This window comes from Lentzea alba, from assembly GCF_047445655.1.
Taxonomy (GTDB): domain Bacteria; phylum Actinomycetota; class Actinomycetes; order Mycobacteriales; family Pseudonocardiaceae; genus Lentzea; species Lentzea alba_A.
Genome location: NZ_JAJAEG010000013.1, coordinates 1 through 23,540 on the forward strand (window position 1 = coordinate 1; position 23,540 = coordinate 23,540).

The window sequence follows — 23,540 nt, forward strand, 5'->3', positions numbered from 1 at the left end:
GAACATCCCGTCCTGAACATCAACAAGCTTATGGAGCGAGACATGACCGCTGCACTCATCGACCGAGTGCGTCACCGCCTGGCAGGCGCGGACATCGAGATGACCGCAGCCGTGGTCGCCGACGCGGTCCGCTCCGAAGCCGGAGGTGTACTTGCCGACGCTGACGTCCTCGACGCCCTCCAGGTCCTGCGCCAGGAATTCAGCGGCACCGGCCCGCTGGACCCGCTGCTAGCCGATCCAGGCACCACCGACGTCCTGGTCACCGCCCCGGATCAGGTGTGGGTAGACGGCACGGCAGGCCTGCGCCGCACCGGCATCACCTTCCCCGACGAGGACGCGGTCCGCCGCCTCGCCCAACGGCTGGCGGTGGCCGCGGGCCGGCGCCTCGACGACGCGAGTCCCTGTGTCGACGGCTGGTTGCCGGGCAGCGGAGTCCGCATGCACGCGGTGCTGCCACCGATCGCGGACGGCACCTGCCTGTCACTCCGGGTACTCCGCCCCGCGACGCACGATCTGAAAGCACTCCAAGAACTCGGCACGTTCGACGCCGAGATGGCGGACGCGCTGACCACGATCGTCCGGAAACGGCTGGCGTTCCTGGTGATCGGCGGCACCGGATCGGGCAAGACGTCGTTGTTGTCGGCGCTCTTGGGATGCGTGCCGCCCACCGAACGGATCGTGTGCGTCGAGGACGCCGGCGAGCTGCACCCGGACCACCCGCAGTTCGTTCGGCTCGTGGCGCGGCCGGCGAACGTTGAAGGGGCCGGCGAGATCACCGTGCGGTCGCTGGTGCGGGAGGCGCTGCGGATGCGGCCCGACCGGATCGTTGTCGGTGAGGTGCGAGGGGCTGAGGTTCGTGAACTTCTCACCTCGTTGAACACCGGGCACGAAGGTGGTGCCGGGACGTTGCACGCCAACTCGCCGGCCGAGGTCCCCGCGCGGTTGGAAGCGTTGGGGGCGCTCGCCGGGCTCGACGCGCCGGCCCTCAGGAGTCAGGTGGCTGCGGCGGTGCGGCTGGTGCTCCACATGCGACGCGCTGACGACGGTGCGCGACACCTGGCCGGGATCGGAGCGTTCACCAGAACGGCAACAGCGCTGGAAGTTCGTCCTGTTTGGACGCGGGAGCGCGGCTGGGAGGGGGAGCTGTGCTGAGTCTTCTGCTGATAGCTGCAGCACTGCTGGTGTGGCCACAGATCAAACCAATCCGCCGGCTCAGACCCAAAGGCAAGCGGGAAGTGATTGTGCCGCAATGGGTCTGGCTAACAGCAGTAGCAGCAACCACCTACCTGGTGGCAGGTCTGGGCGGACTGATCGCCGGAGCGGTCCTCACGGCGGTGATCTACCACATCGTCAAGCAGGGCAGGCGGAACAAAGCGCTGAGGCAAGCGACCGAAGCGCTCAGCAACGGCCTCGGCGGCGTGGTCGACGAGCTGCGAGCGGGCGCGCACCCGGCCGTGGCTGCCGAAGGAGCTGCGCAGGACACACCGGCACCGGCCGCAGAGGTGTTGAAGGCAGCGGCGGCGACGTCGCGGTTGGGCGGCGACGTGGAGCGGACGCTCAAAGACCTGAGGCAGCCGCTGCTGGAGTCGGCTGTCGATCAGCTGGCCAAGGCGTGGCACGTGTCGGCCAAGCACGGCGTGGCGTTGGCGGATGTCCTGGACGCGACCAGGCGCGATCTTGATCAGCGGGCCGCGTTCCAACGGCAGGTGCACGCGCGGATGGCTGGGCCGCGAGCGAGTGCGGCGGTGTTGGCCGGGTTGCCGGTGTTCGGGGTGTTGCTGGGCGAGCTCAGCGGGGCGAGGCCGCTCGAAGTCCTGTTGAACACGACGGCCGGGCAGGTGCTGATCGTGCTGGGCGCGGTGTTCCTGGCGGCTGGGTTGTGGTGGACGAAGAGGATCACCGAGGTGCAGCCGTGACGTTCCTGTTGCTGGCGTTGGCGGTGCTCGTCGCGCCGATGCCGATGAGAGCGATCGACCGGCTCCGGCCCAGGGCGCATGAGCCGCCCGAAGAACAGAAGCCGAGAACCGAGTTCGACCGGGCTGCGGCGTGGGATCTGCTGGCCGCCTGCCTCACGGCCGGGTTGCCGGTGCCGACGGCGATCCAGGCAGTCGGCATCAGGGAGCTGAGCCAGGTCGCCGAACTCCTCCGGCTCGGCGCTGATCCGGTCACGGCGTGGGCACCTGCGCTGGAACAGCCCGCGACCGCTGTGCTCGCGAGGGCCGCGCGCAGGACTGCGCGGTCTGGGGCGGCGCTTGCCCGGCAGACCGCTGAGCTTGCGGACAGAACCAGGGCTGAGGCCGTGGACCAGGCCGAGGCCAAGGCGCAACGGGCCGCGGTCGCGGTGGCGGCGCCGCTCGCGCTGTGTTTTCTGCCGGCGTTCCTGTGCCTCGGCGTTGCGCCGGTGGTGCTGGGGCTGGCTGACCAATTCCTCAACTAGAGAGGCGAGATGAGATGGAACTGCTGAAGGACGAGAGCGGCATGAGCACGGTCGAGTACTCGCTGGGCGTGTTGGCCGTGGCCGCGCTGGCCGGGGTGTTGTACGCGCTGGTGACCAGTGACTTCGTCGAGAACCTGTTGCAAGGGCTGATACAGCGTGCGCTGTCTTCGGTCTGATGACCGGGGCATGGTCACCGTCGAGGCGGCCGTCGCGGTGTCCGCGCTGCTCGTCGTCATGGTGTTGGCGGCCGGTGGGGTGGCGGCAGTCGTCGAGCAGGTGCGGTGCACGGATGCGGCGCGGGAGGCCGCGCGACTTGCTGCGCGCGGTGAACGGTCGCGCGGTGAGGCGGCGGCTGGGCAGATCGCGCCCGGAGCGACAGTCAACTTCCACGCTGAAGGTGACGCCATCAGGGTCGTCGTGAGGATGCGGGGGCCGTTGGGGCTGTCGCTCAGCGCGCAGGCGTTCGCCGTCGCGGAGCCGCGATGAACGGTGAAGCGCCTGGTTGCGAGCGAGGTTCGGCTGCGGTGAGCGGTGTCGTGGCGATGTTGCTGCTGATCACGCTCGCGGTGGGCGGTGCGCGGATCGGGGCGGCGGTCGTCGTGCGGCATCGGGTGACCGGTGCGGCCGATTTGGCGGCGCTGGCTGCTGCGGCGCACGTCGTGGAAGGTGACGAAAGTGCTTGTGAGCAGGCGAAACGGGTGGCACTGGCCAACAGAACGGACCTGGCGGCCTGCGCGGTGAGCGAGTGGGAGGTGGTTGTGGAGGTGTCGGCGATTACGCCGTTCGGCCCGGTGAGCGCACGGGCGAGAGCAGGTCCGGCCGAAGATCGAAGCGTTTGGAGCGCGACGAGCGGTCGTTCGCCCGCGGTGAGCGGACTCACACCGCCGCCGGGACATGCTGAACGGTGATCGAACTAAACGCGGGCAGTTCAGTGGCTCGTTCTGGCAAAGGGCGTTCGCCGTCTCGTAGCTACCAGTTGTCGCGACGGGGGTTACCAAGCCCAGGGCCGGTGTCGTTAGTTGTAGTAGCGGCACCGACGCGGTGTCCTACGAAGACCGACACCACGTAGATGTCGAGACAGACCTGAGGAAGAAGGCGACGGAAGATGGATTGGTCGGATAGCTGGCGCGGGGCCTTCCGCATCGAACTGCGTGCCGAGGCGGTCAGCCTCGCGTACCGCGGTTGGCCCGTACTGCCCGGCACGTATCCGGCCGGTTCGGAGCAGGGCGTCACCCAGTGGGCGGGCCGCAGCGGGCTCGAGCTCCACGGTCCCATCCCCGTGCACCGCGACTGGGTCGACCGCATCGGTACGCGGCCCGACCAGGTCGCCACCTGGTGGACCGGTCGCTCCTACAGCCTTCTCGTCGCCACCGGCCACGTGGTGGACGCGATCGAGGTCGGCACCGACCTCGGCCGCCGCGCGGCCGTTGCACTGCGGTCGATCGGTGTTCCCGTGCCGATCGCCGCGACCCCGTCCGGCCGGTGGATGTTCCTGGTGAAGTCCGGCTCGAAGCTCAACGCCGAGCTGGCCAACAACGCGGACGTGCACCTCTACGGCCAGGGTGAGTACATCCCGTTGCCGCCCACGCCGATGGCGCACGGCGTCGTGCACTGGAGGGTCAAGCCGTCGATCTGCGGCTGGAACCTGCCGGACGCGCACGTCGTGCAGGACGCCCTCGTCGAGGCGCTGCACACCCCGGCCGTGCTCCAGCTCGAAGCCGTCTGACACAACTAAATCGAAGAGCCCGGCCGCGCTGGGTGTCGTCGTGGACTCTCCCCGACAACCCCGAAGGCGATGCCCTGCGCGGCCGTTCCAACCCCAGCCCGATCCGATGATCGGCCCTCGTACCCCGCACTTCGGGGGCCACGGAGGAACGGGCGAAAAGCCGAACACGCACCCCGAAGGACAGCCTCCCGCAAGTAACGACCGGACCGAGGAACGTTAGTGGCAGGGCAACCCGCTCTGCCGCGGTCGGTGAAGCCGGCTCCTCCCCGGAGTTCGTCGCAAGACAGTCGACACCGTCGCCTCCCGCGTGTCCTGTTGAGACGAACAACCAGATTCCGCCGATGTTCCACGGGATCCGGTCGTGAAGCGGTAGCAGGCGGGAACACAGTGTTCGGCACGTGGAGAGCGCGCGCCGCGGTACCCGTGAGCCGCGGCGCGCGCCCAGCGTCCTCGGGCTGACCCTGCTCGCGCTACGCGCTTGCCGGGTCGGACGCCGTGCCTGTTGCGGGGACGACCCCGCAGACCCCGAGAGTTCGGGCGCTTGGCGCCCTCACGAACTCACAGGCTTTCGCAGTAGGCCGCGAAAGCCTCGGTCTGCTCCATGCTTCCCGGACGAGGTGCAGCGTCGGCGTCCCAGCCGAGGTCCCGGTCCGCCAAGACCTGCTCGATCAGCGGGTGCCACCGCTGATCGAGCATTTTCATTGCCCACTGAAGGGCGCCGCGCTTCGACTCCACCTCTCCCGTGTGGATCGTGTAGAGCGTCCGGCAGTAGGTCGAGACGATGTAGCGCTGCGTCCAGGCGTTGCCCATCGGTGCCCAGGTCTTGATGCCCTCCAACACGTGCGGCAGCTCAGCACGCATCGACGAGCGCAGAACCGAATCAGGCACCTCGTCGACCAGCGAGGTGATCGGCGGGCCGTCCAGCACGATGCCGTGGTGGCGCAGGATCCAGCGGGCGTGCGGGCTGTTGCAGTGGGTGTCCCAGACCAGCGTCCGGGTGCCGTGGTCGTTGAACAGCCACGGAACCCCGAGGCCCGCCACCGAGCGCAGGGACTCCACGTCGGCGTACGAACCCTCGATCTCCGTCGACCAGTGGCCTGGGCGAGTGGGGATCTCGTCGTGCAGGACGCGCAACGCGGCTTCGCGGTCGTCGGACGGCAACTCGGTGCAGGCGACGATGAAGTCGCAGTCGCTGTGGATGTCTCCGGCGCCGAGGGCGAACGAGCCCTGGACGTAGGTGCCCACGTAGGTCGGGCCGAGGATCTCGCGGACCGACGAGACGAGGTCGGCGAGCAGCGCGTTCAGATCAGAAAAGGGCGTGAACAAACCAGACTCCAATGAACCCGTGGCCAGAAGGGGAAACGGGCGCGGCGGAGCACGCGACACCCCTGCGCCGAGGCGCGTCGGGGCGGTCAGGCCGGCCGCGCGTGGGCGCAGCGGGCATCCGGCTCAAGCCGCGCTAGGCGCGACGGGTCCGGTCAGTGGCGTTGCAGCTGCATGCGTTCACACCACCACGGTAGCCGGGCGGTCTGACACCGGTCAGGCGATTTTGCCCAGCACCACGTCGAGCACCAGCACGGCACCGGCCTTGTCCAGCGGTTCGTTGCCGTTGCCGCACTTGGGCGACTGCACGCACGACGGGCACCCCATCGGGCACGTGCAGGAGCTGATCGCCGACCGCGTCGCCGACAGCCACGCCCGCAGCGCCTCGAAGCCCCTGTCCGCGAAGCCCGCGCCGCCGGGATGGCCGTCGTGCACGAACACCGTCGGCATCCCGGTGTCCGGGTGCGCGGCGGTCGAGACGCCGCCGATGTCCCACCTGTCGCACGTCGCGAAGAGCGGCAGCAGGCCGATCGCCGCGTGCTCGGCGGCGTGCAGGGCGCCGGGGATCCGTTTGCCATCAACACCTGCGGCGACCAGCAGCGACTCGTCGACCGTGTACCAGACGGCACGGGTCTGCAGCCGCTGCTCCGGCAGGTCGAGCGGGATCTGGTCGAGCACGACGCCGGACGGCAGCCGCCGGAGGTAGCCGACGACCTGCGTGGTCACCTCGACCTCGCCCAGACACATCGACACGCCGCCGAAGTTGAGGCGTTCGATCTCGCGCACCACCGTGATGTCCACGCAGTCACGCGGCTGCGTCGTCCACTCCGGGTCCTCGCGGTGCACCATCGCCAGGCCGCTCTCCAGGTCGAGCTCGTCGACCACGTACGCGCGCCCCTGATGCAGGTACACGGCACCGGGATGCACCTGCCAGCAGGCGGAGCCGGGGTCGACGGTGCCGAGCATCCGGCCGGAGTCCACCTCGACGACGGCCACCTGCTCGCCGCCAGAACCGCGGATGTCGACCCCGGCGTGCGGACGGTCGTGCGACGCCCAGTACCAGCCCGCGGGCCTGCGCCGCAGCAGCTTCTCCTCCACCAGTTCGGCCAGCACGGTCTCCGCCAGCGGACCGCCGAAGTCGTCCAGGCAGGCCGGGGTCAACGGCATCTCGGCCGCGGCGCACGCCAGCTGTGGACCTAATACATAGGGGTTCAACGGATCCAGCACGGTCGCCTCGACCGGCCTGTCGAGCACCGCGGCCGGGTTGTGCACCAGGTACGTGTCCAACGGGTCGTCGCGCGCGACGAACACCACGAGAGCGCTGGCGCCAGAACGGCCCGCACGCCCCGCCTGCTGCCAGAACGACGCCAACGTGCCGGGGAATCCGGCCACCACCACCGCGTCCAGCCCCGCGATGTCGACGCCCAGCTCCAGCGCGTTCGTCGTCGCCACACCCAGCAGATCGCCCGTGGACAGGGACTTCTCCAGCGCCCGCCGCTCCTCCGGCAGGAACCCGCCCCGGTAGGCGGCCACGCGACCGGGCAGCTCACTGTCCACTTCGGACAGGATTCGCTGGGTGCCCAGCGCGGTCAGCTCCGCGCCACGACGTGAGCGCACGAACGCGAGCGAACGTGCGCCCTCGACGACGAGATCGGCGAGGATCCGCGACGTCTCGGCACCGGCCGAACGCCGCACGGGAGCGCCGTTCTCACCCTCCAGTGAGGTCAGCGGCGGCTCCCACAGCGCGACCGTCCGCGAGGCGCGCGGCGAGAAGTCGTCCACGACAGCGGAAACCGGAACGCCGAGCAATCGCTGAGCGGAAGCAGAAGGATCAGCCACAGTGGCCGATGCCAGAACGAAGATCGGGTCCGCGCCGTATTTGCGCGCGACCCGGCGCAGCCGCCGCATCAACAACGCCACGTGCGACCCGAAAACGCCGCGATAGGAATGGCACTCGTCGATCACCACGTACTTCAGCCGGCGGAAGAACCGCAGCCATTTCGGGTGCTGCGGCAGGATTCCGCGGTGCAGCATGTCCGGGTTGGTGAAGACCCAGTTCGCGTGCGCCTTGACCCAGTCGCGTTCGGCCATCGGGGTGTCACCGTCGTAGGCCGCCGCGCGCACACCTTTGATCCCGAGCTCGTCGAGCGCGCGGAGCTGGTCCGCCCCAAGGGCTTTGGTCGGTGACAGGTACAGAGCAGTGGCCTTCGTGTCCGCCAAAAGAGTGGAAAGCACGGGCAGTTGGTAGGCAAGTGACTTGCCCGACGCGGTGCCCGTCGCGAGCACGACGTGTGATCCAGACCACGCAAGGGAAGCCGCCTCGACCTGGTGCCGCCAGGGTTCGCGCACTCCGGTTTCGGCGAACGCGGCGACCACCGCGGGAGCGGCCCACGACGGCCAGTCCACGTGATCTGCCTGCCGCAACGGCAGATCGCGTGCGTGTGTGAGAGGTAGCTCACCAGCGGGCACTCCCGCCAGCACGCGGTCCAGCAACCGCCGTCCCTGATCCACCACTAGCCGAGCTTCGCACACGGCACCGACACTTCCGGCTGGGGCGTACTCGACTTCCTGCGCAGATAACGGTGTGTGCACGGATCGGGACAGTTCGTTGCCTCGTTGCAACCACCCCCTAGACTCCCCGCTCATCGCATCCAATGAGGGATGCGTCACGTCGCGCTGGGCGGCTGGACTGCCTTGGCGCTGCACATGGCAACTCACCAGGAGGACGGATGTCCCGGCATTTCCTCGCGGAGAGCCTCGAGCTCTCCGGGGGTGATCGCGGCGTCGTAGCCGTGGTCGCCGTGGTCGCCCTGGCTGCTCTCGCCGTCGGGTACGTGCTGCTCAAGGAGGTGCTGGCCGCAGGCCAGGGCACCCCCAAGATGCAGGACATCGCCAAGGCGGTTCAGGAGGGCGCAGCGGCCTACCTCAACAGGCAGTTCCGCACGCTCGGCATCTTTGTCGTGATCGTGTTCGTACTGCTGTTCGCGCTACCGGCGGATGATTTGGCCGAACGAATCGGCCGATCTTTGTTCTTCATCGTCGGTGCCGCGTTCTCGGCGACTATCGGCTACCTGGGCATGTGGTTGTCCACGCGCGCCAACGTGCGTGTCGCCGCCGCCGCGAACGAAGAAGGCGGTCGCGAAAAGGCGACGCGCATCGCGTTCCGCACCGGTGGTGTGGTCGGTATGACCACGGTCGGTCTCGGCCTCTTCGGCGCCGCGCTGGTCGTGTTCGTGTACACGGGTCAGGCCCCGAAGGTCCTGGAGGGCTTCGGTTTCGGTGCCGCGCTGCTCGCGATGTTCATGCGTGTCGGTGGCGGCATCTTCACCAAGGCCGCCGACGTCGGCGCCGACCTGGTCGGCAAGGTCGAGCAGAACATCCCCGAGGACGACCCCCGCAACGCCGCCACCATCGCGGACAACGTGGGCGACAACGTCGGTGACTGCGCCGGCATGGCCGCGGACCTCTTCGAGTCCTACGCCGTCACCCTGGTGGCGTCGCTGATCCTCGGCACCGTCGCGTTCGGTGTGCAGGGCCTGCTGTTCCCGCTGATCGTCCCCGCGATCGGTGTGCTGACCGCGATCATCGGCGTGTACACGACGAAGGCGAAGGTGGGCGAGAGCGGCCTCACGGCCATCAACCGCTCCTTCTACATCTCCGCGGTCATCTCCGCGGTGCTGTGCACGATCGCCGCCTTCTCGTACCTGCCGAGCTCCTTCGCGAACCTCAGGGGCGTCAGCGACGCGATCAAGGCCACGAGCGGCAACCCGCAGCTGATCGCGGCCGTCGCGGTGATCATCGGCATCGTGCTGGCCGGCGTCATCCTGTGGCTGACCGGCTACTACACCGGCACCGACCACAAGCCGGTGCAGGAGGTCGGCAAGACCTCGCTGACCGGTGCTGCCACGGTGATCCTGTCCGGTATCTCGGTCGGTTTCGAGTCGGCCGTCTACACCGCGCTGGTCATCGGTGCCGCCGTGTACGGCGCGTTCCTGCTCTCGGGTTCGGTCGTCGTCGCGCTGTTCGCGATCGCGCTGGCCGGTTGTGGTCTGCTCACGACCGTCGGCGTCATCGTCGCGATGGACACCTTCGGCCCGGTCTCCGACAACGCGCAGGGCATCGCCGAGATGTCCGGTGACGTGCACGGCGAGGGCGCGCAGATCCTCACCGAGCTCGACGCGGTGGGCAACACCACCAAGGCCATCACCAAGGGCATCGCGATCGCGACGGCCGTGCTCGCCGCGACGGCGCTGTTCGGCTCCTACCAGGACGCGATCACGCAGGCACTGGTCAAGGTCGGCAACGTCGCGGGCGACCTGCCCGTGTCGTTCAGCAACGTGGTGTTCAGCCCGAACGTGCTCGTCGGTGTCGCCATCGGTGCGGCCGTCGTCTTCATGTTCTCGGGCCTCGCGGTCAACGCCGTGACGCGCGCCGCCGGTGCCATCGTGTTCGAGGTGCGCCGTCAGTTCCGCGACAACCCCGGCATCATGGACTACTCGGTGAAGCCGGAGTACGGCAAGGTCGTCGACATCTGCACCAGGGACTCGCTGCGTGAGCTGGCGACTCCTGGTCTGATGGCCGTGCTCGCCCCGGTCGCCGTCGGCTTCGGCCTCGGCGTCGGCCCGCTGGCCGGGTACCTCGCCGGTGCGATCGCGACCGGCACGCTGATGGCGGTCTTCCTGGCCAACTCCGGTGGTGCCTGGGACAACGCCAAGAAGCTGGTCGAGGACGGCAACCACGGTGGCAAGGGCTCCGACGCCCACGCCGCCACGGTCATCGGCGACACGGTCGGCGACCCGTTCAAGGACACCGCCGGCCCGGCCATCAACCCGCTGATCAAGGTCATGAACCTGGTCTCGGTGCTGATCGCCCCGGCCATCGTCACCTTCTCCATCGGTGACAACGCGTCCGACCCGATCCGGATCGCGATCGCGGTGGTCGCGGCCCTGATCATCGTCGGTGCGGTCGTCGTGTCGAAGCGTCGCGGTACCGCGATCGCGGACACGCCCGCGGAGACCGTGAGCAACGGCGCCGCGTAGTTCCACCTCTGGTCGGGGTACGTTCGGGTCTCCCCCCGACGTACCCCGACCGAGGAGTTACGACATGAGGCGCAGCCTCGTCGCCACTGCCGCTGTTGCCGCCCTTGCGCTGGCCGGGTGCACCACCGGCGGCAACTCCGGCACTTCATCGACGCCGACCAGCGGCGCGGCCACCCCCGAGGCCGTCGCCTACATGGACAAGGTGTGCGGTTCCGCGTCCGAGTTCGCGAAGATCGACAAGACCTCCCCGAAGCTCGACGCCGGCGACCCCGCCAAGCTCAAGGCCGAGATGGCCGCCTACATGGGCCAGCTCGCCGACGCCTTCGCCAAGTCCGCGGACGGCCTCAAGAACGTCGGCCCGTCGCCCGTCGCGGGTGGCGAGGAGGCCGTCAACAAGATGGCCGAGACGTTCACCTCTCTGGGTGCTGTCTTCGCCGACGCCAAGGTCAAGGTGGAGCAGGCCGACCCGAACAACGCCACCGGAGGCCTCCAGGCCGCCGGAGAGGCCATCGCCAAGCTCTCCGAGCTGGCCGACCCCCTGCGCGACCTCAAGGCCGTTCCCGAGCTGCAGAAGGCCACGCAGACGGCGCCGAAGTGCCAGGAGATGCAGCGCCTCAACGTCGCGCCGACGAGCTGAGCGCGGCCGTTCGGAGTAGCTTCCGCGCCATGCGTCGCACAGTCATCGCGCTCCTGACCGGTCTGCTCGCGCTCACCGCGTGCAGCACCGGAGGCACCCCCACGTCCTCGACGCCGACCACCGGCAGCGAGGCCGACGTCGTCGCCTGGATGGACAAGGTCTGCGGAGCCGTCAACGGCACCGTCGACGCCATGTCCGACGAGCCGAACATCGACATGAGCGATCCGTCGAAGCTCCAGACCGGCCTGTCCGAGTGGCTCGGCACGAAGGTCACCGCGGTCGACAAGTCGATCGCGGACCTCAAGGCGCTGGAGAACGGCCCGCACCCGAAGGCGAAGGAGCTGGCCACCACCGCTCAGGACGGCATGGGACAGATCAAGACCCTGCTGTCGGACACCAAGACGAAGCTGGACTCGGCGACCGACCCGACCCAGGTCGTCACGGCCTTCACCGAGATGGCGGCCAAGGCCGCCGCGCTGGACCAGCACGGTGCCGACGTGCAGAAGAAGTTCGACGAGGCCGGGCTCAAGACGGCCGCGGCGAAGGCGGAGAACTGCAAGAAGCTGGAGCTCACCACGTCTTCCGCTCCGACTTCATAACGCCAGCTCAGAACCGTCGAACCGGATCACCCGAACGAGTACTGTTCGCGCGATCCGGTTCGGCGTTTCTGGGGGGAACGGCATGAACGCACGTCTGTCGGTTGTCGCCGCCGTGCTCGCTCTCGCGTCCTGCACAGGGCCGTCCACACCGGCGGCGACGATCTACGCCGACCCGATCGCGTGGGCGAACGTGTACTGCAACGGCACGCTCAGAGCGAACATGGCGGGGCGGGAGATGGATCCGCAGAACCTGGCTGACCCCGCGGGCTACAAGGAGTCGCTGCTCAAGGTGCAGGCCGCGGCCGCCGAGGCGTACTCAGAGTCCGCGCGGCAGCTGGACGGGCTGGGCCCGCCCGGACCGGATGCCGTGGAAGCGCACAAGAACCTGGTGCAGTTCGTCAGGGACCTGGCGGACCACGCCACCAGGTACGAGGCGCGCTTGCGTGCGATCGAGCCGGACGCCGAGTTTCACGCGAACGTCGAGAAGATGGTGGCGAGCCTGACCGATCTGTCGACGATCGAGCGGACGCAGGACATCGTCAAGGCGTTCGCGGTGAACCCGGCGTACATCGACGCGCTCCAGAACGCGCCCAAGTGCGTCGAGATACGCGACAGGACCTTGGCGAATCCGCCGACGAACTAGTTGATCTGACCTGGGGAAACAAGTGAGAACAAGATCGATCGCCTGGCTGGCCCTCTCCTGCGCCGTGCCGCTCGGCGCGTGCTCCCAGCAGGTGGCAGCGCCCATGCCGACCGTCGTCAGCACGCCCACCACGACCTCGGAGCCGCCCGGCGCCGACCCGACGGCGTGGTTCGAGGCGTACTGCGGTCCGATGGGCGTTGCGGAGCTCGCGCGACACGACATCCAGAGCAAGGTCCCGCAGGGCATGGCAGCAGTGAAGGAGGCCGTCGTGCTCTGGGCGACGACGGCCGCGACGTCGGAACGCAAGATCGCGGACGACCTGGAGAAGCTCGGCCCGATGGGCTCGGACGTGCGGAACCCTCACGAGCGAATGATCAAGTCGCTGCGCGGATCGGCGGAGGGCTTCGAGGACGCGGCACAGCGGTTGCGGGCGCTGACGGCCGACGACAAGTTCCCGGAGCGGTACGAGCAGGTCATGGCCTCCAGCCAGAGCAGTGCGCGCGAGAACACGGCGCTCATGTTCAAGCAGATCGTGGAGACCCCGAAGTACGCCGAGGCGTTCCGCGCGAGCAAGGTCTGCGCGGACTGGCAGGGTCTGGCCAAACAGTCCGGGGGAAAATGACGTTGTGAAAGCACGCCTGATCGCAGCTGTCCTGGCCACGCTGGCGCTGAGCGGCTGCGCCTCCGACGAGGAGAAGCCGCTCACCGACGCGCAGGGCCGCTGGGTCGACGTGTTCTGCGGCGGCGTGCTGCCCGGCATGCGCGCCGGTCAGGAGCTGCGGGCGCAGAACCCCGCCGACCCGGCCGCGGTCAAGGCGTCGTATCTGAAGCTGATCACCGCCAACGCGACGGCGTTCGCGGACGCGGAGGAGAAGCTGAAGGAGCTGGGCCCGCCGTCGGACGAGCTGAAGGCCGTCCACGAACGGCTGGTGAAGTACGCCGGCGAGTCGGCCAGGTCCTACGTCGCCGCGGAGGCGCCGGTGAAGGCGCTGGAGCCGAACGCCCAGTTCTGGGAGAACGCGGAGAAGGCGCTCCAGGACACTTCGCAGGTCACGAGCCCGGAAGACCTGCGGGCGACGTTCGACGCGCTGGAGAAGTCGCCGAAGTACGCGGCCGCGATGGGCAAGTCCGAGCCCTGCCGCGGGCTCAAGGCCGAGAGCTAGTCACACGAGTCCCACTGGCCACAGTCGAACGTCTGTTCTACTCTGTGGGCCGTGGTTGGGCAGCTGTCCTTCTTCTCGGCCGAGGCGCGCACGCCGGCCAAGGCGGACCTCGCCGGCTTCCTCTGCGGGCCGGGGCAGGCCGTCAGCTTCGCACGCGGCACGGCGGCCCGCGTGTACGTCGAGCTGCGCGACGACTGGCGTCACGGGCCGCTCAAGCAGGCCTGCAGCGAGCGCGGCGTCACGTCCGAGCTGTGCGTCAACGAGGAGGGCACGCGGTTCGTCCGCACACCGTTCCGCACCGATCTCACCCCTCTGGCCGCCCGCTGGCTGGACGGATCTGTCAAAAAGGTTCCGAACGACTTCGAGCTGAACGGCGCAGTGCTGAGGGTCTGGGCGCTGGCCGCGGGCAGCTGGATGGAGTCGGCGTACCTGCTCGGTTTGGACCCCAACGCACCACAGACACACCTGCCGTTGCAAAATGCCCTGCTCGCATCCGGACTTCCGTGCACCCTGGTAGGGGCTCCGGCGTTGCGGGTAACCGGCCGACGACGGCTGGCACGGCTCGCTGAGCTGGTCGGAAGCCCTCCGCACGGGGTGGCGTGCAGCACCTGGCCGGCGGCCTGAGCGGGCGGTCCGGCAAGGTTGTGTCACTCTGTCTCGTCGTACAGGCGTCGCGGATGGTGTGCTTTTCGGCCGACGCTGGGCAACACTGGCGGGCCTGGGAACCGGGTTTGGAAGAGAGCGGGACGGCGAGTGGCTGGATCGACACGGACGAGAAAGAGCAGCGGAGGCGGGGGTAACACCCGACGACTGGTGATCGTCGAGTCGCCCACGAAGGCGCGCAAGATCGCCTCATACCTCGGCGCCAACTTCGTCGTGGAGTCCTCCAGGGGACACATCCGGGACCTGCCGCGCGGTGCCGCCGACGTTCCCGCGAAGTTCAAGGGCCAGGCCTGGGCCAGGCTCGGCGTGGACGTCGACCACGACTTCGAACCCCTGTACGTGGTCTCCGCCGACAAGAAGTCGCTGGTCACCGAGCTCAAGGAAGCGTTGAAGGACGTCGACGAGCTCTACCTCGCGACAGACGGTGACCGCGAGGGCGAGGCCATCGCGTGGCACCTGCTGGAGACGCTCAAGCCCAAGGTCCCGGTTCGCCGGATGGTGTTCCACGAGATCACCGAGTCCGCGATCCAGGCGGCCGCCGCCAATCCGCGTGACCTCGACCAGGACCTGGTCGACGCCCAGGAGACCCGCCGCATCCTCGACCGCCTCTACGGCTACGAGGTCAGCCCGGTGCTGTGGAAGAAGGTCATGCCGAAGCTCTCGGCTGGCCGCGTGCAGTCCGTGGCGACGCGTCTGGTCGTGGAGCGCGAACGTGAGCGGATGAAGTTCGTCTCCGCGAGCTACTGGGACATCTCCGCGCAGATGGATGCCGGTGCACAAGCCACGCCGCGTCAGTTCGGCGCGCGTCTCGTGGCCGTCGACGGCACCAGGCTCGCGACGGGCCGCGACTTCGGTTCGGACGGCAAGCTCACCGGCAAGTCCGACGTCACCGTGCTGGACGAGGCGCAGGCCCGCGCACTGGCGGCCGGGCTGCAGAACGCGCCGGTCAAGGTCGCCTCGGTCGAGGAGAAGCCGTACAGCCGCAAGCCGTACGCGCCGTTCATGACCTCGACGCTGCAGCAGGAGGCCGGTCGCAAGCTGCGGTTCTCCGCGGACCGCACGATGCGCACGGCCCAGAAGCTGTACGAGAACGGCTACATCACATACATGCGTACCGACAGCACCACGCTGTCGGAGACCGCGATCAACGCGGCCCGCACGCAGGCGACTGACCTCTACGGCGCCCAGTACGTCGCCAAGGAGCCGCGCCAGTACACGCGCAAGGTCAAGAACGCGCAGGAGGCCCACGAGGCGATCAGGCCGGCGGGAGAGGTCTTCCGCACGCCCGGTCAGGTGGCCGCCGAGCTCGACGCCGACGAGTTCAAGCTCTACGAGATGGTCTGGCAGCGCACGATCGCCTCCCAGATGGCCGACGCGCGGGGCAACACGACCAGCGTGCGGATCGTGGGCAAGGCGACGACGGGCCAGGAGGCCACGTTCGCCGCGTCGGGTCGCACCATCACGTTCGCCGGCTTCCTCAAGGCCTACGTCGAGACGGTCGACGCCGAGGCCGGTGGCGAGTCGGACGACGCCGAGTCGCGCCTGCCCCAGCTGGTCAAGGACCAGGACCTGACGATCGCGGAGCTGTCCGCGGACGGTCACACCACCTCGCCGCCCTCGCGCTTCACCGAGCCGTCGCTGATCAAGACGATGGAGGAGCTCGGCATCGGCCGTCCGTCCACCTACTCGTCGATCATCAGCACCATCCAGGACCGCGGCTACGTGTGGAAGAAGGGCGCCGCGCTGGTCCCGTCGTGGGTGGCGTTCGCCGTGGTCGGCCTGCTGGAGGGCCACTTCGGCCGGCTCGTCGACTACGACTTCACCGCCGCGCTGGAGGACGAGCTCGACGGCATCGCCGCCGGTCGTCAGCAGCGCACCACGTGGCTGTCCGGGTTCTACTTCGGCGGCTCGATCGGCCCCGACGGCTCGATCGGCCGCTCCGGTGGCCTGAAGAAGCTGGTCGGCACCGGTGTCGAGGACATCGACCCGCGTGAGGTCAACTCGATCCCGCTGTTCAGCGACTCCGAGGGCCGCACGGTCGTGGTCCGGGTCGGCCGGTTCGGGCCGTACCTGGAGCGCGAGGTCGACGGTGCCGCTCAGCGCGCGAACCTGCAGGACGACCTGGCGCCGGACGAGCTGACCGCGGAGATCGCCGAGAAGCTGTTCTCGACGCCGCAGGAAGGCCGGTCCCTGGGCACCGACCCGGTCTCGGGCAACGAGATCGTCGCCAAGGAAGGCCGCTTCGGTCCGTACGTGACCGAGGTGCTGCCGGAGGCGGCCGAGAACGGGGCCGCTCCGTCGAAGGCGAAGGCCCCGAAGCCGCGCACCGGCTCGTTGTTCAAGTCGATGTCGCTGGACACGGTGACGCTGGAAGACGCGCTCAAGCTGCTCTCGCTGCCGCGCGTGGTGGGCAAGGACCCGGAGACGGGCGCCGAGATCACCGCGCAGAACGGCCGCTACGGCCCGTACCTGAAGAAGGGCACGGACTCGCGGTCGCTGGTCGACGAGTCGCAGATCTTCACCGTCACGCTCGAAGAGGCGCTGAAGATCTACGCCGAGCCGAAGAAGCGCGGCCGGGCAGCCGCCGCGCCGCCGTTGCGCGAGCTCGGCAACGACCCGGTGTCCGGCAAGCCGATGGTGATCAAGGAGGGCCGCTTCGGCCCGTACGTCACCGACGGCGAGGCGAACGCGTCGCTGCGCAAGTCGGACAGCGTGGAGACCATCACCGACGAGCGCGCGGCCGAGTTGCTGGCCGAGAAGCGCGCCAAGGGACCGGTCAAGAAGAAGGCCCCGGCCAAGAAGCCCGCGGCGGCGAAGAAGCCGGCGGCCAAGAAGGCTCCGGCCAAGTCGAAGAGCTGATTCTCGCTTCCCGGTAGGAGGTGGCGGTGCCGAAGTCCGAGTTCGGTCCGGACGGGACCCAGGCCCCGCCGCCTCCCCGGCTGTTCCCCGACCCGCTGGCCGGGCTGGTGGCAGCCGACACCCCGATCGCTCCTCAGTGGACGTCCGGGTACTCCTCGTCACGTGTGTCGGTGCCTACACCGCCGACGCCGACCGAGGAGATGCGGCAGGCGATCTGGACCGCGATGGAGCAGGAACAACGCCGGCCACGAGGTCGGCGGCAGCGGGCGCCCCAGCAGCAGCAGTTCGTGCCCGGCCAGCAAATGCCTGCGGTGCAACAACAACAGCCCGCCAAACAGTCGAACGGCATCGCCGCGTTCATCGGCTGTCTGGTCGTGATCGGGTTCTTCGTGCTGGTCGTGATCAGCATTCTCGGAGCGATCTTCAGCTAGCCGTGCTGAGAGTCCGGCATCCTGGGTCACCTCCTCCGGTTACGCTGATCGCACGGAGCAGGCCGAATTTGGGGTGACTGAGATTCAGGACGCGGACACAGGAGTGACCGAGGCAGGCCAGTCGGGGCAGGCCCAGTCCAGCGTGTCCACGGTCCACCGGCTGCGCTCGGTGCTGGCCATCCGGCCGTTCCGCCGGCTGTGGCTCGTCACCTATCTGTGCAGCGTCGGTGACTGGCTGTCACTGCTCGCGCTGACCGGTCTGGTCTCCGAGATGATGAACAGCTACCAGTGGCAGTCGTTCGCGCTGTCGCTGGTCGTGCTGACCCAGCTGCTGCCGGGCATCCTGTTCGCGCCCATCGGTGGCGTGCTCGCGGACAAGTTCGACCGCCGCAAGGTGATGGTGGTCTGCGACGTCCTGCGCGGGTCGTTGTTCATCTCGATCGCGCTGATCGGGTCGCCCATCTGGCTCTTCGCGGCGAACTTCCTGGTCGGCTGCTGCGCGATGCTGTGGATCCCGGCCAAGGAGTCGGCGGTCCCGAACCTGCTGCGCCGCCCCGACCAGGTGGAGTCGGCGAACCAGCTCGGCCTGGTGATGACCTACGGCATCTCCACGATCAGCGGCTTCGGCCTGTACTCGCTGATCGCGGGCATCCCCGCCTACCTGAACCTGCAGGGCGGGAACCTCGAGTTCAACATCGCGACCATCGCGGTGATCATCAACGGCCTGCTGTACTTCACCTCCGCGATCCTGATCGCGACCCGCCTGCCGGAGCTGTCCGGCCGCGTCGCGCCGAAGAAGAAGGAAGTCGACGCCGACAAGCCGGGCTTCGTCGCGATGTTCCGCGACGGCATCCGGTTCGCCGCCGCGACGCCGCTGGTCCGCGGCCTGGTGATCGGCATGATCGGCGCGTTCGCCGCGGCCGGTGTCGTGATCGCGACGGCGAAGCTCTACGCGCAGTCGCTGCTCGGCGGCGCCTCGACGTTCGGACTGCTGTTCGTGGCCGTGTTCGTCGGTCTGGCGATCGGTATGGCCACGGCACCCCGGCTGGCCCGGCGGCTCGCCTACAACCGGCTGTTCGGCGTCACGATCGTCGGCGCCGGCATCACGCTGGTGCTGGTCGCGCTGGCCCCGCACCTGTGGATCGCGCTGCTGACGGTGGCGCTGGTCGGCACGTGCGCCGGCGTGGCGTTCCTGACCGGCCTGACCATCGTGGGCTCGCAGGTCGAGGACGAGATGCGCGGCCGCACGGTGGCGCTGATCCAGTCGTTGCTCAAGATCGTCCTGTTCGGCGCGTCAGCCGGTGCGCCTCTGCTCGTAGCCCTGCTGCAGAAGCGGACGGTCAGCGTCTTCGGCCACCCGATGGAGGTCGACGCGACCCGCCCGGTGATGCTCGGCGGCGCCGCGATCGCCATCGTGCTCGGCCTGGTCGCGTACCGGCAGATGGACGACCGCCGCGAGGAGCCGGTGCTGTCGTCGCTGTTCGCGGCCATCCGCGGCCGTCGCCACACCAAGGGCATGCTGATCGCCGTCGAAGGCGACACCCGCGAGGACACGTCGGTGCAGGCCCGCCGCCTGGCCGCGACGTTGCGCGCCGAGGGGCTGGACGTCCTGCTGGCCGCAGACCCCGAGCACGACGAACGCGTACTGCGCACGATGCTGTCCTCCGCCGACCTTGCCGGCGTGCGCGCGCAGGCACTCGTGGCTGCTGCTGTGCGGGCTGATGTCGTGGAACGGCAGGTGCGACCCGCTCTGGACGAGGGTTCCATCGTGGTGATGGAGCGCTACGTCGACTCACCGCTGGCGCACTTCACCGCGACTTCGACGTTGGAGCACCAGGAGCTCGAAGGGCTCGTCGACTGGGCCACCGGGCGGTTGCGGCCTGACCTGACCGTTCTGCTGGACCGGCCGGTTGTCGACGGCAAGTCGATCGCGCTCGAGCACCACTGGCGGGTGCAACGGCTGCTGAGCGAGATGGCAGCGGCCGACCCTGACCGGTACATCGTGGTCGAGGCCGACGGTGATGCCGACGCGGTGGCCGAACGGGTGCGTGGCGCGGTGCTGCCGTTGCTCGTGGGTCGCCGGCGCGCGGTGGTCCCCGAAGCCGCGGTCTGACCGTTCGCTGGAAGACTGCTCGCCATGAGCGTGTGGGACGAGGTGGTCGGGCAGCCGGACGCGGTTTCCACGCTGTCCGCGGCTGCTGAAGCTGGTGCCATGATCGTTGCCGGTGGAACGCCTGCGCCTGGCGTCATGACGCACGCCTGGCTGTTCACCGGGCCGCCCGGGTCTGGCCGGTCTTCCACCGCTCGTGCATTTGCTGCTGCCTTGCAGTGTGTTGTGACTGATGATCGGCCTGGGTGCGGCGAGTGCGGCGGGTGCCGGACGACCTTGCACGGTACCCATGCCGATGTTCGGGTCGTGGCGCCTGAGGGGTTGTCGATCTCGGTTGCCGAGATGCGGTCGTTGGTCCAGATCTCTGCTCGTCGGCCCACTTCCGGGCGGTGGCAGGTGGTGATCATCGAGGATGCGGACAGGTTGACCGAGGGGGCTGCCAACGCTCTGTTGAAGGCTGTTGAGGAGCCTCCGGAGCGGACTGTGTTCCTGCTGTGCGCGCCTTCTGATCATCCTGACGACGTGTCGGTGACCATTCGGTCTCGGTGTCGGTTGGTTTCGTTGGGGTCGCCTCGGCCTTCGGCCATTGCGTCTGCGTTGGAAGCCGTTGACGGGGTTGCTCCTGAGATGGCTCAGTGGGCCGCTTCGGTTTGTGGTGGGCATGTTGGGCGGGCTCGGCGGTTGGCTGTGGATGAGCTGGTTCGGGCTCGGCGGGAGGCCGTGTTGCGGATTCCGCTTGCGTTGCGTCGGCCCGCGGATGTCTTCACGTGTGCTGATGAGCTGATCAAAGCCGCTGAGGATGATGCTTCTACTGCCAATGAGGCTCGTAATGAGGCTGAGCGGGAGGCGCTGGAGACCGCGATGGGGGCGGGTGGCACCGGTAAGGGGACGGCTGCTGCTTCTCGCGGGGCTAAAGGGGCGTTGAAAGATCTGGAGAAGCGGCAGAAGTCGCGTGCTACCCGGACGCAGCGTGACTCGTTGGACATGGCTCTGGTGGACCTGGCCGGGTTCTACCGGGACGCGCTGGTGACCAAGACCGGGTCTGAGGCGGCGTTGATGCATCCGGATCGGGCCGGGGATTCTCGGACTGCGGCTGCTCAGTGGTCTTCTGAGTCGATCTTGCGGCGGTTGGAGGCGGTGTTGGCTTGTCGGGAGGCCATCGAGGTCAACGTGAAGCCGCGCATCGCGATCGAGGCGATGGTGACGACGCTGCACCGGGGCTGACCCTGTGGTGAGGCGTGGAGCCCGGCCGCTCACACCCAGCCGAGCGCCGTTGACACCTCGTCCGCCGCCTGCACCACCCGCGGTCCCAGCGCGATCAACTCCGACAACGAGTGCTCCATCGCCAGTGAGGACGCCGAGAGCCCGCCGATCACCACTCCGGCGTGATCGCGCACGGCCGCACCGACGCAGCGGACGCCCACCTCGTTCTCCTCGTCGTCCAGCGCGAACCGTGATCGGCGCACCCGCGACAGCTGCGCTTTCAGGCGAGATGTCGAGGTGATCGTCTGCGGCGTTCGGCCCGGGAGCCCGGCCCGTCTCACGAACGCGTCCAGTTCTGAGGTGGAGAGCGAGGCCAGTACGGCCTTGCCGATGGCGGTTCCGTGTGCGGGCAGGGACATGCCCAGCCGGGACGCCATTCGGTAGGGCTTGTTGGCCTCGATCTTGTCCACGTAGACCAGTTCGTCGCCGAAGAGCACGGCCAGGTGCACGGTGCACCCCGTGGATTCCTGCAGGGAGCGCAGGAACGGCCGGGCTCGCTCCACCGTGTCCATGGGCCGCAACACCTTGCCGGCCAGCGCGAGCACGCGCGGACCGGTGAGGTAGCCGTCGGTGCTCGGGGTGGCGAAGCCTCGGTCCACCATGGTTTGGAGCAGGCGGTGGACCGTGGACTTGGGCAGGCCGGTGACCCGCGCTATGTCGGTGATGCGCGTGTGGTCGGCCAGGGCCTCCAGCACGGCGAGCGTTTTTTCGACGGCGGTATCTGTCATCTCGCCAGCCAGCCTCCATCGACCACCAGGACGTGTCCGGTCACATAATCGGACGCCGTGGACGAAAGGAACACCGCTGGGCCCACCAGATCTTCCGGGGTTCCCCAGCGGCCTGCTGGGATTCGGGCTCGGATTGCTGGTTCGCGGTCGGGGTCGGCGCGCAGGGGTGCGGTGTTGTTGGTTTCGATGTAGCCGGGGGCTATGGCGTTGACCTGGACGTTTGACGCCGCCCACTCGTTGGCGAGGAGTTTGGTCATGCCGACGAGGGCGTGCTTTGAGGCTGTGTAGGCGGAGACGAGGATTCCGCCCTGAAAGGACAGCAGGGACGCGATGTTCACGACCTTGCCGCTGCCTCGCGCCACCATCTGGCGGCCGCAGAGCTTCGAGATCTCGAACGCCGAGTCCAGGTTCACGGCCATGATGCGCTGCCAGTCCGACAGGGAGACGTCTACGGCGGCGCCTCGGTGGATCGTGCCGGCGTTGTTGACCAGCACGTCCACCTGGTGATCGCGCAGCACCGGTGCCAGTGCGGGCTCGATCGACGCCGGGTCCGAGAGGTCGATCGACACGGTGGCCACCGCCGGAGCCACGTCGGACAGGTCGCCACGGCCGACCAGGATCAACGACGCGCCTGCTTCGTGGAGGCCGCGGGCGAGGGCACGGCCGATGCCTGTGCGTGCGCCGGTTACCAGGGCGGTCTTGCCGTCTAGAGAGAAGGTCACCGGAGCTCCGTTACGGCTACGGGGTCCATGTCGTCGTAGGCCTGGTTCTCGCCGCCCATGGCCCAGACGAAGGTGTAGTTGTGCGTTCCTGCTCCACTGTGGACGGACCAGGACGGGGAGATCACGGCTTCTTCGTTGCGCACCACGATGTTGCGGGTGTTCTGGGGTTCGCCGCAGAGGTGGACCACGCGGTGGTCCTCCGGCAGGTCGAAGTAGAGGTAGCACTCGGTGCGGCGGTCGTGGGTGTGGGGCGGCATGGTGTTCCAGACGCTGCCTGGGGCCAGCGAGGTCACGCCCAGGACCAGCTGGGAAGAGCGGATGCCGTCGGCGTGGACGAACTTGCGGATCTCGCGGACGTTCGCGGTCTCCGGGGAGCCCGTGGCCAGCACGTCGACCTCGTCGAAACGGGCCACAGCGGTGGGGAACGAGGCGTGTGCGGGCGTGGAGAAGAGGTAGAAGCGGGTGTCGTCGTCGGACGCGTGGAACTCGACGTTCTCGGCGCCCTGGCCGATGTAGAGGCAGTCGCGCGTGCCGAGTTCGTGCTCGGTTCCGTCCACGGTGATGGTTCCGGTCCCGCGGATCGCCAGGACGGCCAGCTCGCGTCGTTCGAGGAAGTACGTGGAGCGGAGTGGGGAAGCGCTTTCCAGTTTGAGCGGCTTGCCCGGTGCCGGCGTTGCTCCGCCGAGGACGATGCGGTCCTCGTGCGTGTAGACGGTGCGGAGTTCGCCCGGTGCGAAGAGGTCGTCCACGAGGTAGTGCTGCCGCAGCCCGTCCGTGTCGAAGCCCGGCAACTGCGCCGGATGGGTCGAGTGCCTGATTTGCATCTGAGGATGCCTTCCGATCGGGGCGGCGGAGTGACACGATGTGCGCCGAACCAACATGGAACTACGTTCCGTGGACTGGAACAAGCCTTGCGTCTCCATGCCGCCGGAGACGTGTTCAGGCTTATGAAAGGCGGCCTTTGGTGTACCAGCAGAACCCGAATCCGACGGGGCTCGCTGTTCCTGACGGTCCACAGCGGACATTTCGCCGTTCTCCGGCGGTCGTTCAGCTCGATCTCCGACGACCAGCGCGTGCAGGCGGTCGTCATCGCGTTCTCGTTCGGTGCGTTGCTCGAAGCGCTGGCGGGTGCCGGTGGGCCGGTCGCGATCACGCAGTACCTGGTCTCGAACTTCTCACACCCGTTCTCGGATGGAT

General features: G+C 68.4%; 23 protein-coding genes and 1 pseudogene. 19 read left to right on the top strand and 5 right to left on the bottom strand.

Going from position 1 to position 23,540, the window contains the following annotated elements; genetic code table 11:
- Positions 1-42 precede the first annotated feature (42 nt).
- The 7 genes from LFM09_RS21860 (at position 43) to LFM09_RS21890 (ending at position 4,163) form a co-directional block, all read left to right on the top strand.
- The gene (locus LFM09_RS21860; RefSeq protein WP_414098377.1) at positions 43-1,152 is read left to right on the top strand and encodes a TadA family conjugal transfer-associated ATPase; all 1,110 of its coding nucleotides are present in this window, start codon (positions 43-45) and stop codon (positions 1,150-1,152) included.
- Positions 1,153-1,241: 89 nt separating this feature from the next.
- On the top strand, positions 1,242-1,916 hold the full coding sequence (locus tag LFM09_RS21865; RefSeq protein ID WP_414098378.1) for a type II secretion system F family protein: 675 nt from the start codon (positions 1,242-1,244) through the stop codon (positions 1,914-1,916).
- The gene (locus tag LFM09_RS21870) at positions 1,913-2,437 is read left to right on the top strand and encodes a type II secretion system F family protein (RefSeq protein WP_414098379.1); all 525 of its coding nucleotides are present in this window, start codon (positions 1,913-1,915) and stop codon (positions 2,435-2,437) included. Before LFM09_RS21865 ends, LFM09_RS21870 begins: the two co-directional genes overlap by 4 nt.
- Positions 2,438-2,451: 14 nt before the next feature.
- Positions 2,452-2,613: a DUF4244 domain-containing protein gene (locus tag LFM09_RS21875; protein ID WP_414098380.1), complete on the top strand. Its 162-nt coding sequence runs from the start codon at positions 2,452-2,454 to the stop codon at positions 2,611-2,613.
- A gap of 10 nt (positions 2,614-2,623) precedes the next feature.
- Entirely contained in the window at positions 2,624-2,923 is a 300-nt protein-coding gene (locus tag LFM09_RS21880) for a TadE family type IV pilus minor pilin (RefSeq protein ID WP_414098381.1), read from the top strand.
- Positions 2,920-3,345, top strand: coding sequence for an Rv3654c family TadE-like protein (locus tag LFM09_RS21885; RefSeq protein WP_414098382.1), 426 nt, complete (start codon positions 2,920-2,922; stop codon positions 3,343-3,345). The genes LFM09_RS21880 and LFM09_RS21885 overlap by 4 nt, the downstream gene beginning before the upstream one ends.
- A gap of 197 nt (positions 3,346-3,542) precedes the next feature.
- Positions 3,543-4,163, top strand: a complete 621-nt coding sequence (locus LFM09_RS21890; RefSeq protein ID WP_414098383.1) for a bifunctional DNA primase/polymerase — start codon at positions 3,543-3,545, stop codon at positions 4,161-4,163.
- A gap of 558 nt (positions 4,164-4,721) precedes the next feature.
- On the opposite strand, the gene LFM09_RS21895 is transcribed toward LFM09_RS21890, so the two are convergent.
- Positions 4,722-5,489: an aminoglycoside adenylyltransferase domain-containing protein gene (locus LFM09_RS21895; RefSeq protein ID WP_414098384.1), complete on the bottom strand. Its 768-nt coding sequence runs from the start codon at positions 5,487-5,489 to the stop codon at positions 4,722-4,724.
- A gap of 213 nt (positions 5,490-5,702) precedes the next feature.
- A complete protein-coding gene (locus LFM09_RS21900) occupies positions 5,703-8,000 on the bottom strand; it encodes a DEAD/DEAH box helicase (RefSeq protein ID WP_414098385.1) in 2,298 nt (765 codons plus the stop codon).
- Positions 8,001-8,215: 215 nt separating this feature from the next.
- Here LFM09_RS21900 and LFM09_RS21905 point away from each other — a divergent pair, with 215 nt between their 5' ends.
- The 11 genes from LFM09_RS21905 (at position 8,216) to LFM09_RS21955 (ending at position 20,854) form a co-directional block, all read left to right on the top strand.
- Complete coding sequence (locus LFM09_RS21905) at positions 8,216-10,525, top strand: sodium-translocating pyrophosphatase (RefSeq protein ID WP_414098386.1); 2,310 nt, start codon at positions 8,216-8,218, stop codon at positions 10,523-10,525.
- Between the two features lie 64 nt (positions 10,526-10,589).
- Positions 10,590-11,162 carry a hypothetical protein gene (locus LFM09_RS21910; protein WP_414098387.1) on the top strand — a complete coding sequence of 191 codons (573 nt, stop codon included), beginning with the start codon at positions 10,590-10,592 and terminating at the stop codon, positions 11,160-11,162.
- A 29-nt stretch (positions 11,163-11,191) separates the two neighbouring features.
- Positions 11,192-11,761, top strand: coding sequence for a hypothetical protein (locus LFM09_RS21915; RefSeq protein WP_414098388.1), 570 nt, complete (start codon positions 11,192-11,194; stop codon positions 11,759-11,761).
- 82 nt (positions 11,762-11,843) lie between these two features.
- Positions 11,844-12,404 (top strand): hypothetical protein, encoded by a 561-nt coding sequence (locus LFM09_RS21920; RefSeq protein WP_414098389.1) that lies wholly within the window; start codon positions 11,844-11,846, stop codon positions 12,402-12,404.
- 22 nt (positions 12,405-12,426) lie between these two features.
- Positions 12,427-13,026: a hypothetical protein gene (locus LFM09_RS21925; protein ID WP_414098390.1), complete on the top strand. Its 600-nt coding sequence runs from the start codon at positions 12,427-12,429 to the stop codon at positions 13,024-13,026.
- Positions 13,027-13,030: 4 nt separating this feature from the next.
- On the top strand, positions 13,031-13,567 hold the full coding sequence (locus LFM09_RS21930) for a hypothetical protein (protein WP_414098391.1): 537 nt from the start codon (positions 13,031-13,033) through the stop codon (positions 13,565-13,567).
- 51 nt (positions 13,568-13,618) lie between these two features.
- Positions 13,619-14,191 carry a hypothetical protein gene (locus LFM09_RS21935; RefSeq protein ID WP_414098392.1) on the top strand — a complete coding sequence of 191 codons (573 nt, stop codon included), beginning with the start codon at positions 13,619-13,621 and terminating at the stop codon, positions 14,189-14,191.
- 129 nt (positions 14,192-14,320) lie between these two features.
- Complete coding sequence (gene topA / locus LFM09_RS21940) at positions 14,321-17,089, top strand: type I DNA topoisomerase (protein ID WP_414098393.1); 2,769 nt, start codon at positions 14,321-14,323, stop codon at positions 17,087-17,089.
- A gap of 26 nt (positions 17,090-17,115) precedes the next feature.
- Positions 17,116-17,520, top strand: a complete 405-nt coding sequence (locus LFM09_RS21945) for a hypothetical protein (protein WP_414098394.1) — start codon at positions 17,116-17,118, stop codon at positions 17,518-17,520.
- Positions 17,521-17,593: 73 nt separating this feature from the next.
- Positions 17,594-19,633: a bifunctional MFS transporter/dTMP kinase gene (locus LFM09_RS21950; protein WP_414098395.1), complete on the top strand. Its 2,040-nt coding sequence runs from the start codon at positions 17,594-17,596 to the stop codon at positions 19,631-19,633.
- A gap of 24 nt (positions 19,634-19,657) precedes the next feature.
- Positions 19,658-20,854: a DNA polymerase III subunit delta' gene (locus LFM09_RS21955; RefSeq protein WP_414098396.1), complete on the top strand. Its 1,197-nt coding sequence runs from the start codon at positions 19,658-19,660 to the stop codon at positions 20,852-20,854.
- Between the two features lie 29 nt (positions 20,855-20,883).
- On the opposite strand, the gene LFM09_RS21960 is transcribed toward LFM09_RS21955, so the two are convergent.
- From LFM09_RS21960 to kduI, 3 genes are read right to left on the bottom strand one after another with little or no spacing between them, the layout of a single operon-like run.
- Positions 20,884-21,621 (bottom strand): IclR family transcriptional regulator, encoded by a 738-nt coding sequence (locus LFM09_RS21960; RefSeq protein ID WP_414098397.1) that lies wholly within the window; start codon positions 21,619-21,621, stop codon positions 20,884-20,886.
- Positions 21,618-22,343 (bottom strand): SDR family oxidoreductase, encoded by a 726-nt coding sequence (locus LFM09_RS21965; protein ID WP_414098398.1) that lies wholly within the window; start codon positions 22,341-22,343, stop codon positions 21,618-21,620. Before LFM09_RS21965 ends, LFM09_RS21960 begins: the two co-directional genes overlap by 4 nt.
- Positions 22,340-23,167, bottom strand: coding sequence for a 5-dehydro-4-deoxy-D-glucuronate isomerase (kduI, locus tag LFM09_RS21970; protein WP_414098399.1), 828 nt, complete (start codon positions 23,165-23,167; stop codon positions 22,340-22,342). Before kduI ends, LFM09_RS21965 begins: the two co-directional genes overlap by 4 nt.
- Before the next feature lie 123 nt (positions 23,168-23,290).
- On the opposite strand from kduI, the pseudogene LFM09_RS21975 reads away from it, so the two are divergent.
- Positions 23,291-23,491 (top strand): annotated as a pseudogene (locus LFM09_RS21975) (L-lactate permease); the annotation flags it as partial.
- Positions 23,492-23,540 lie beyond the last annotated feature (49 nt).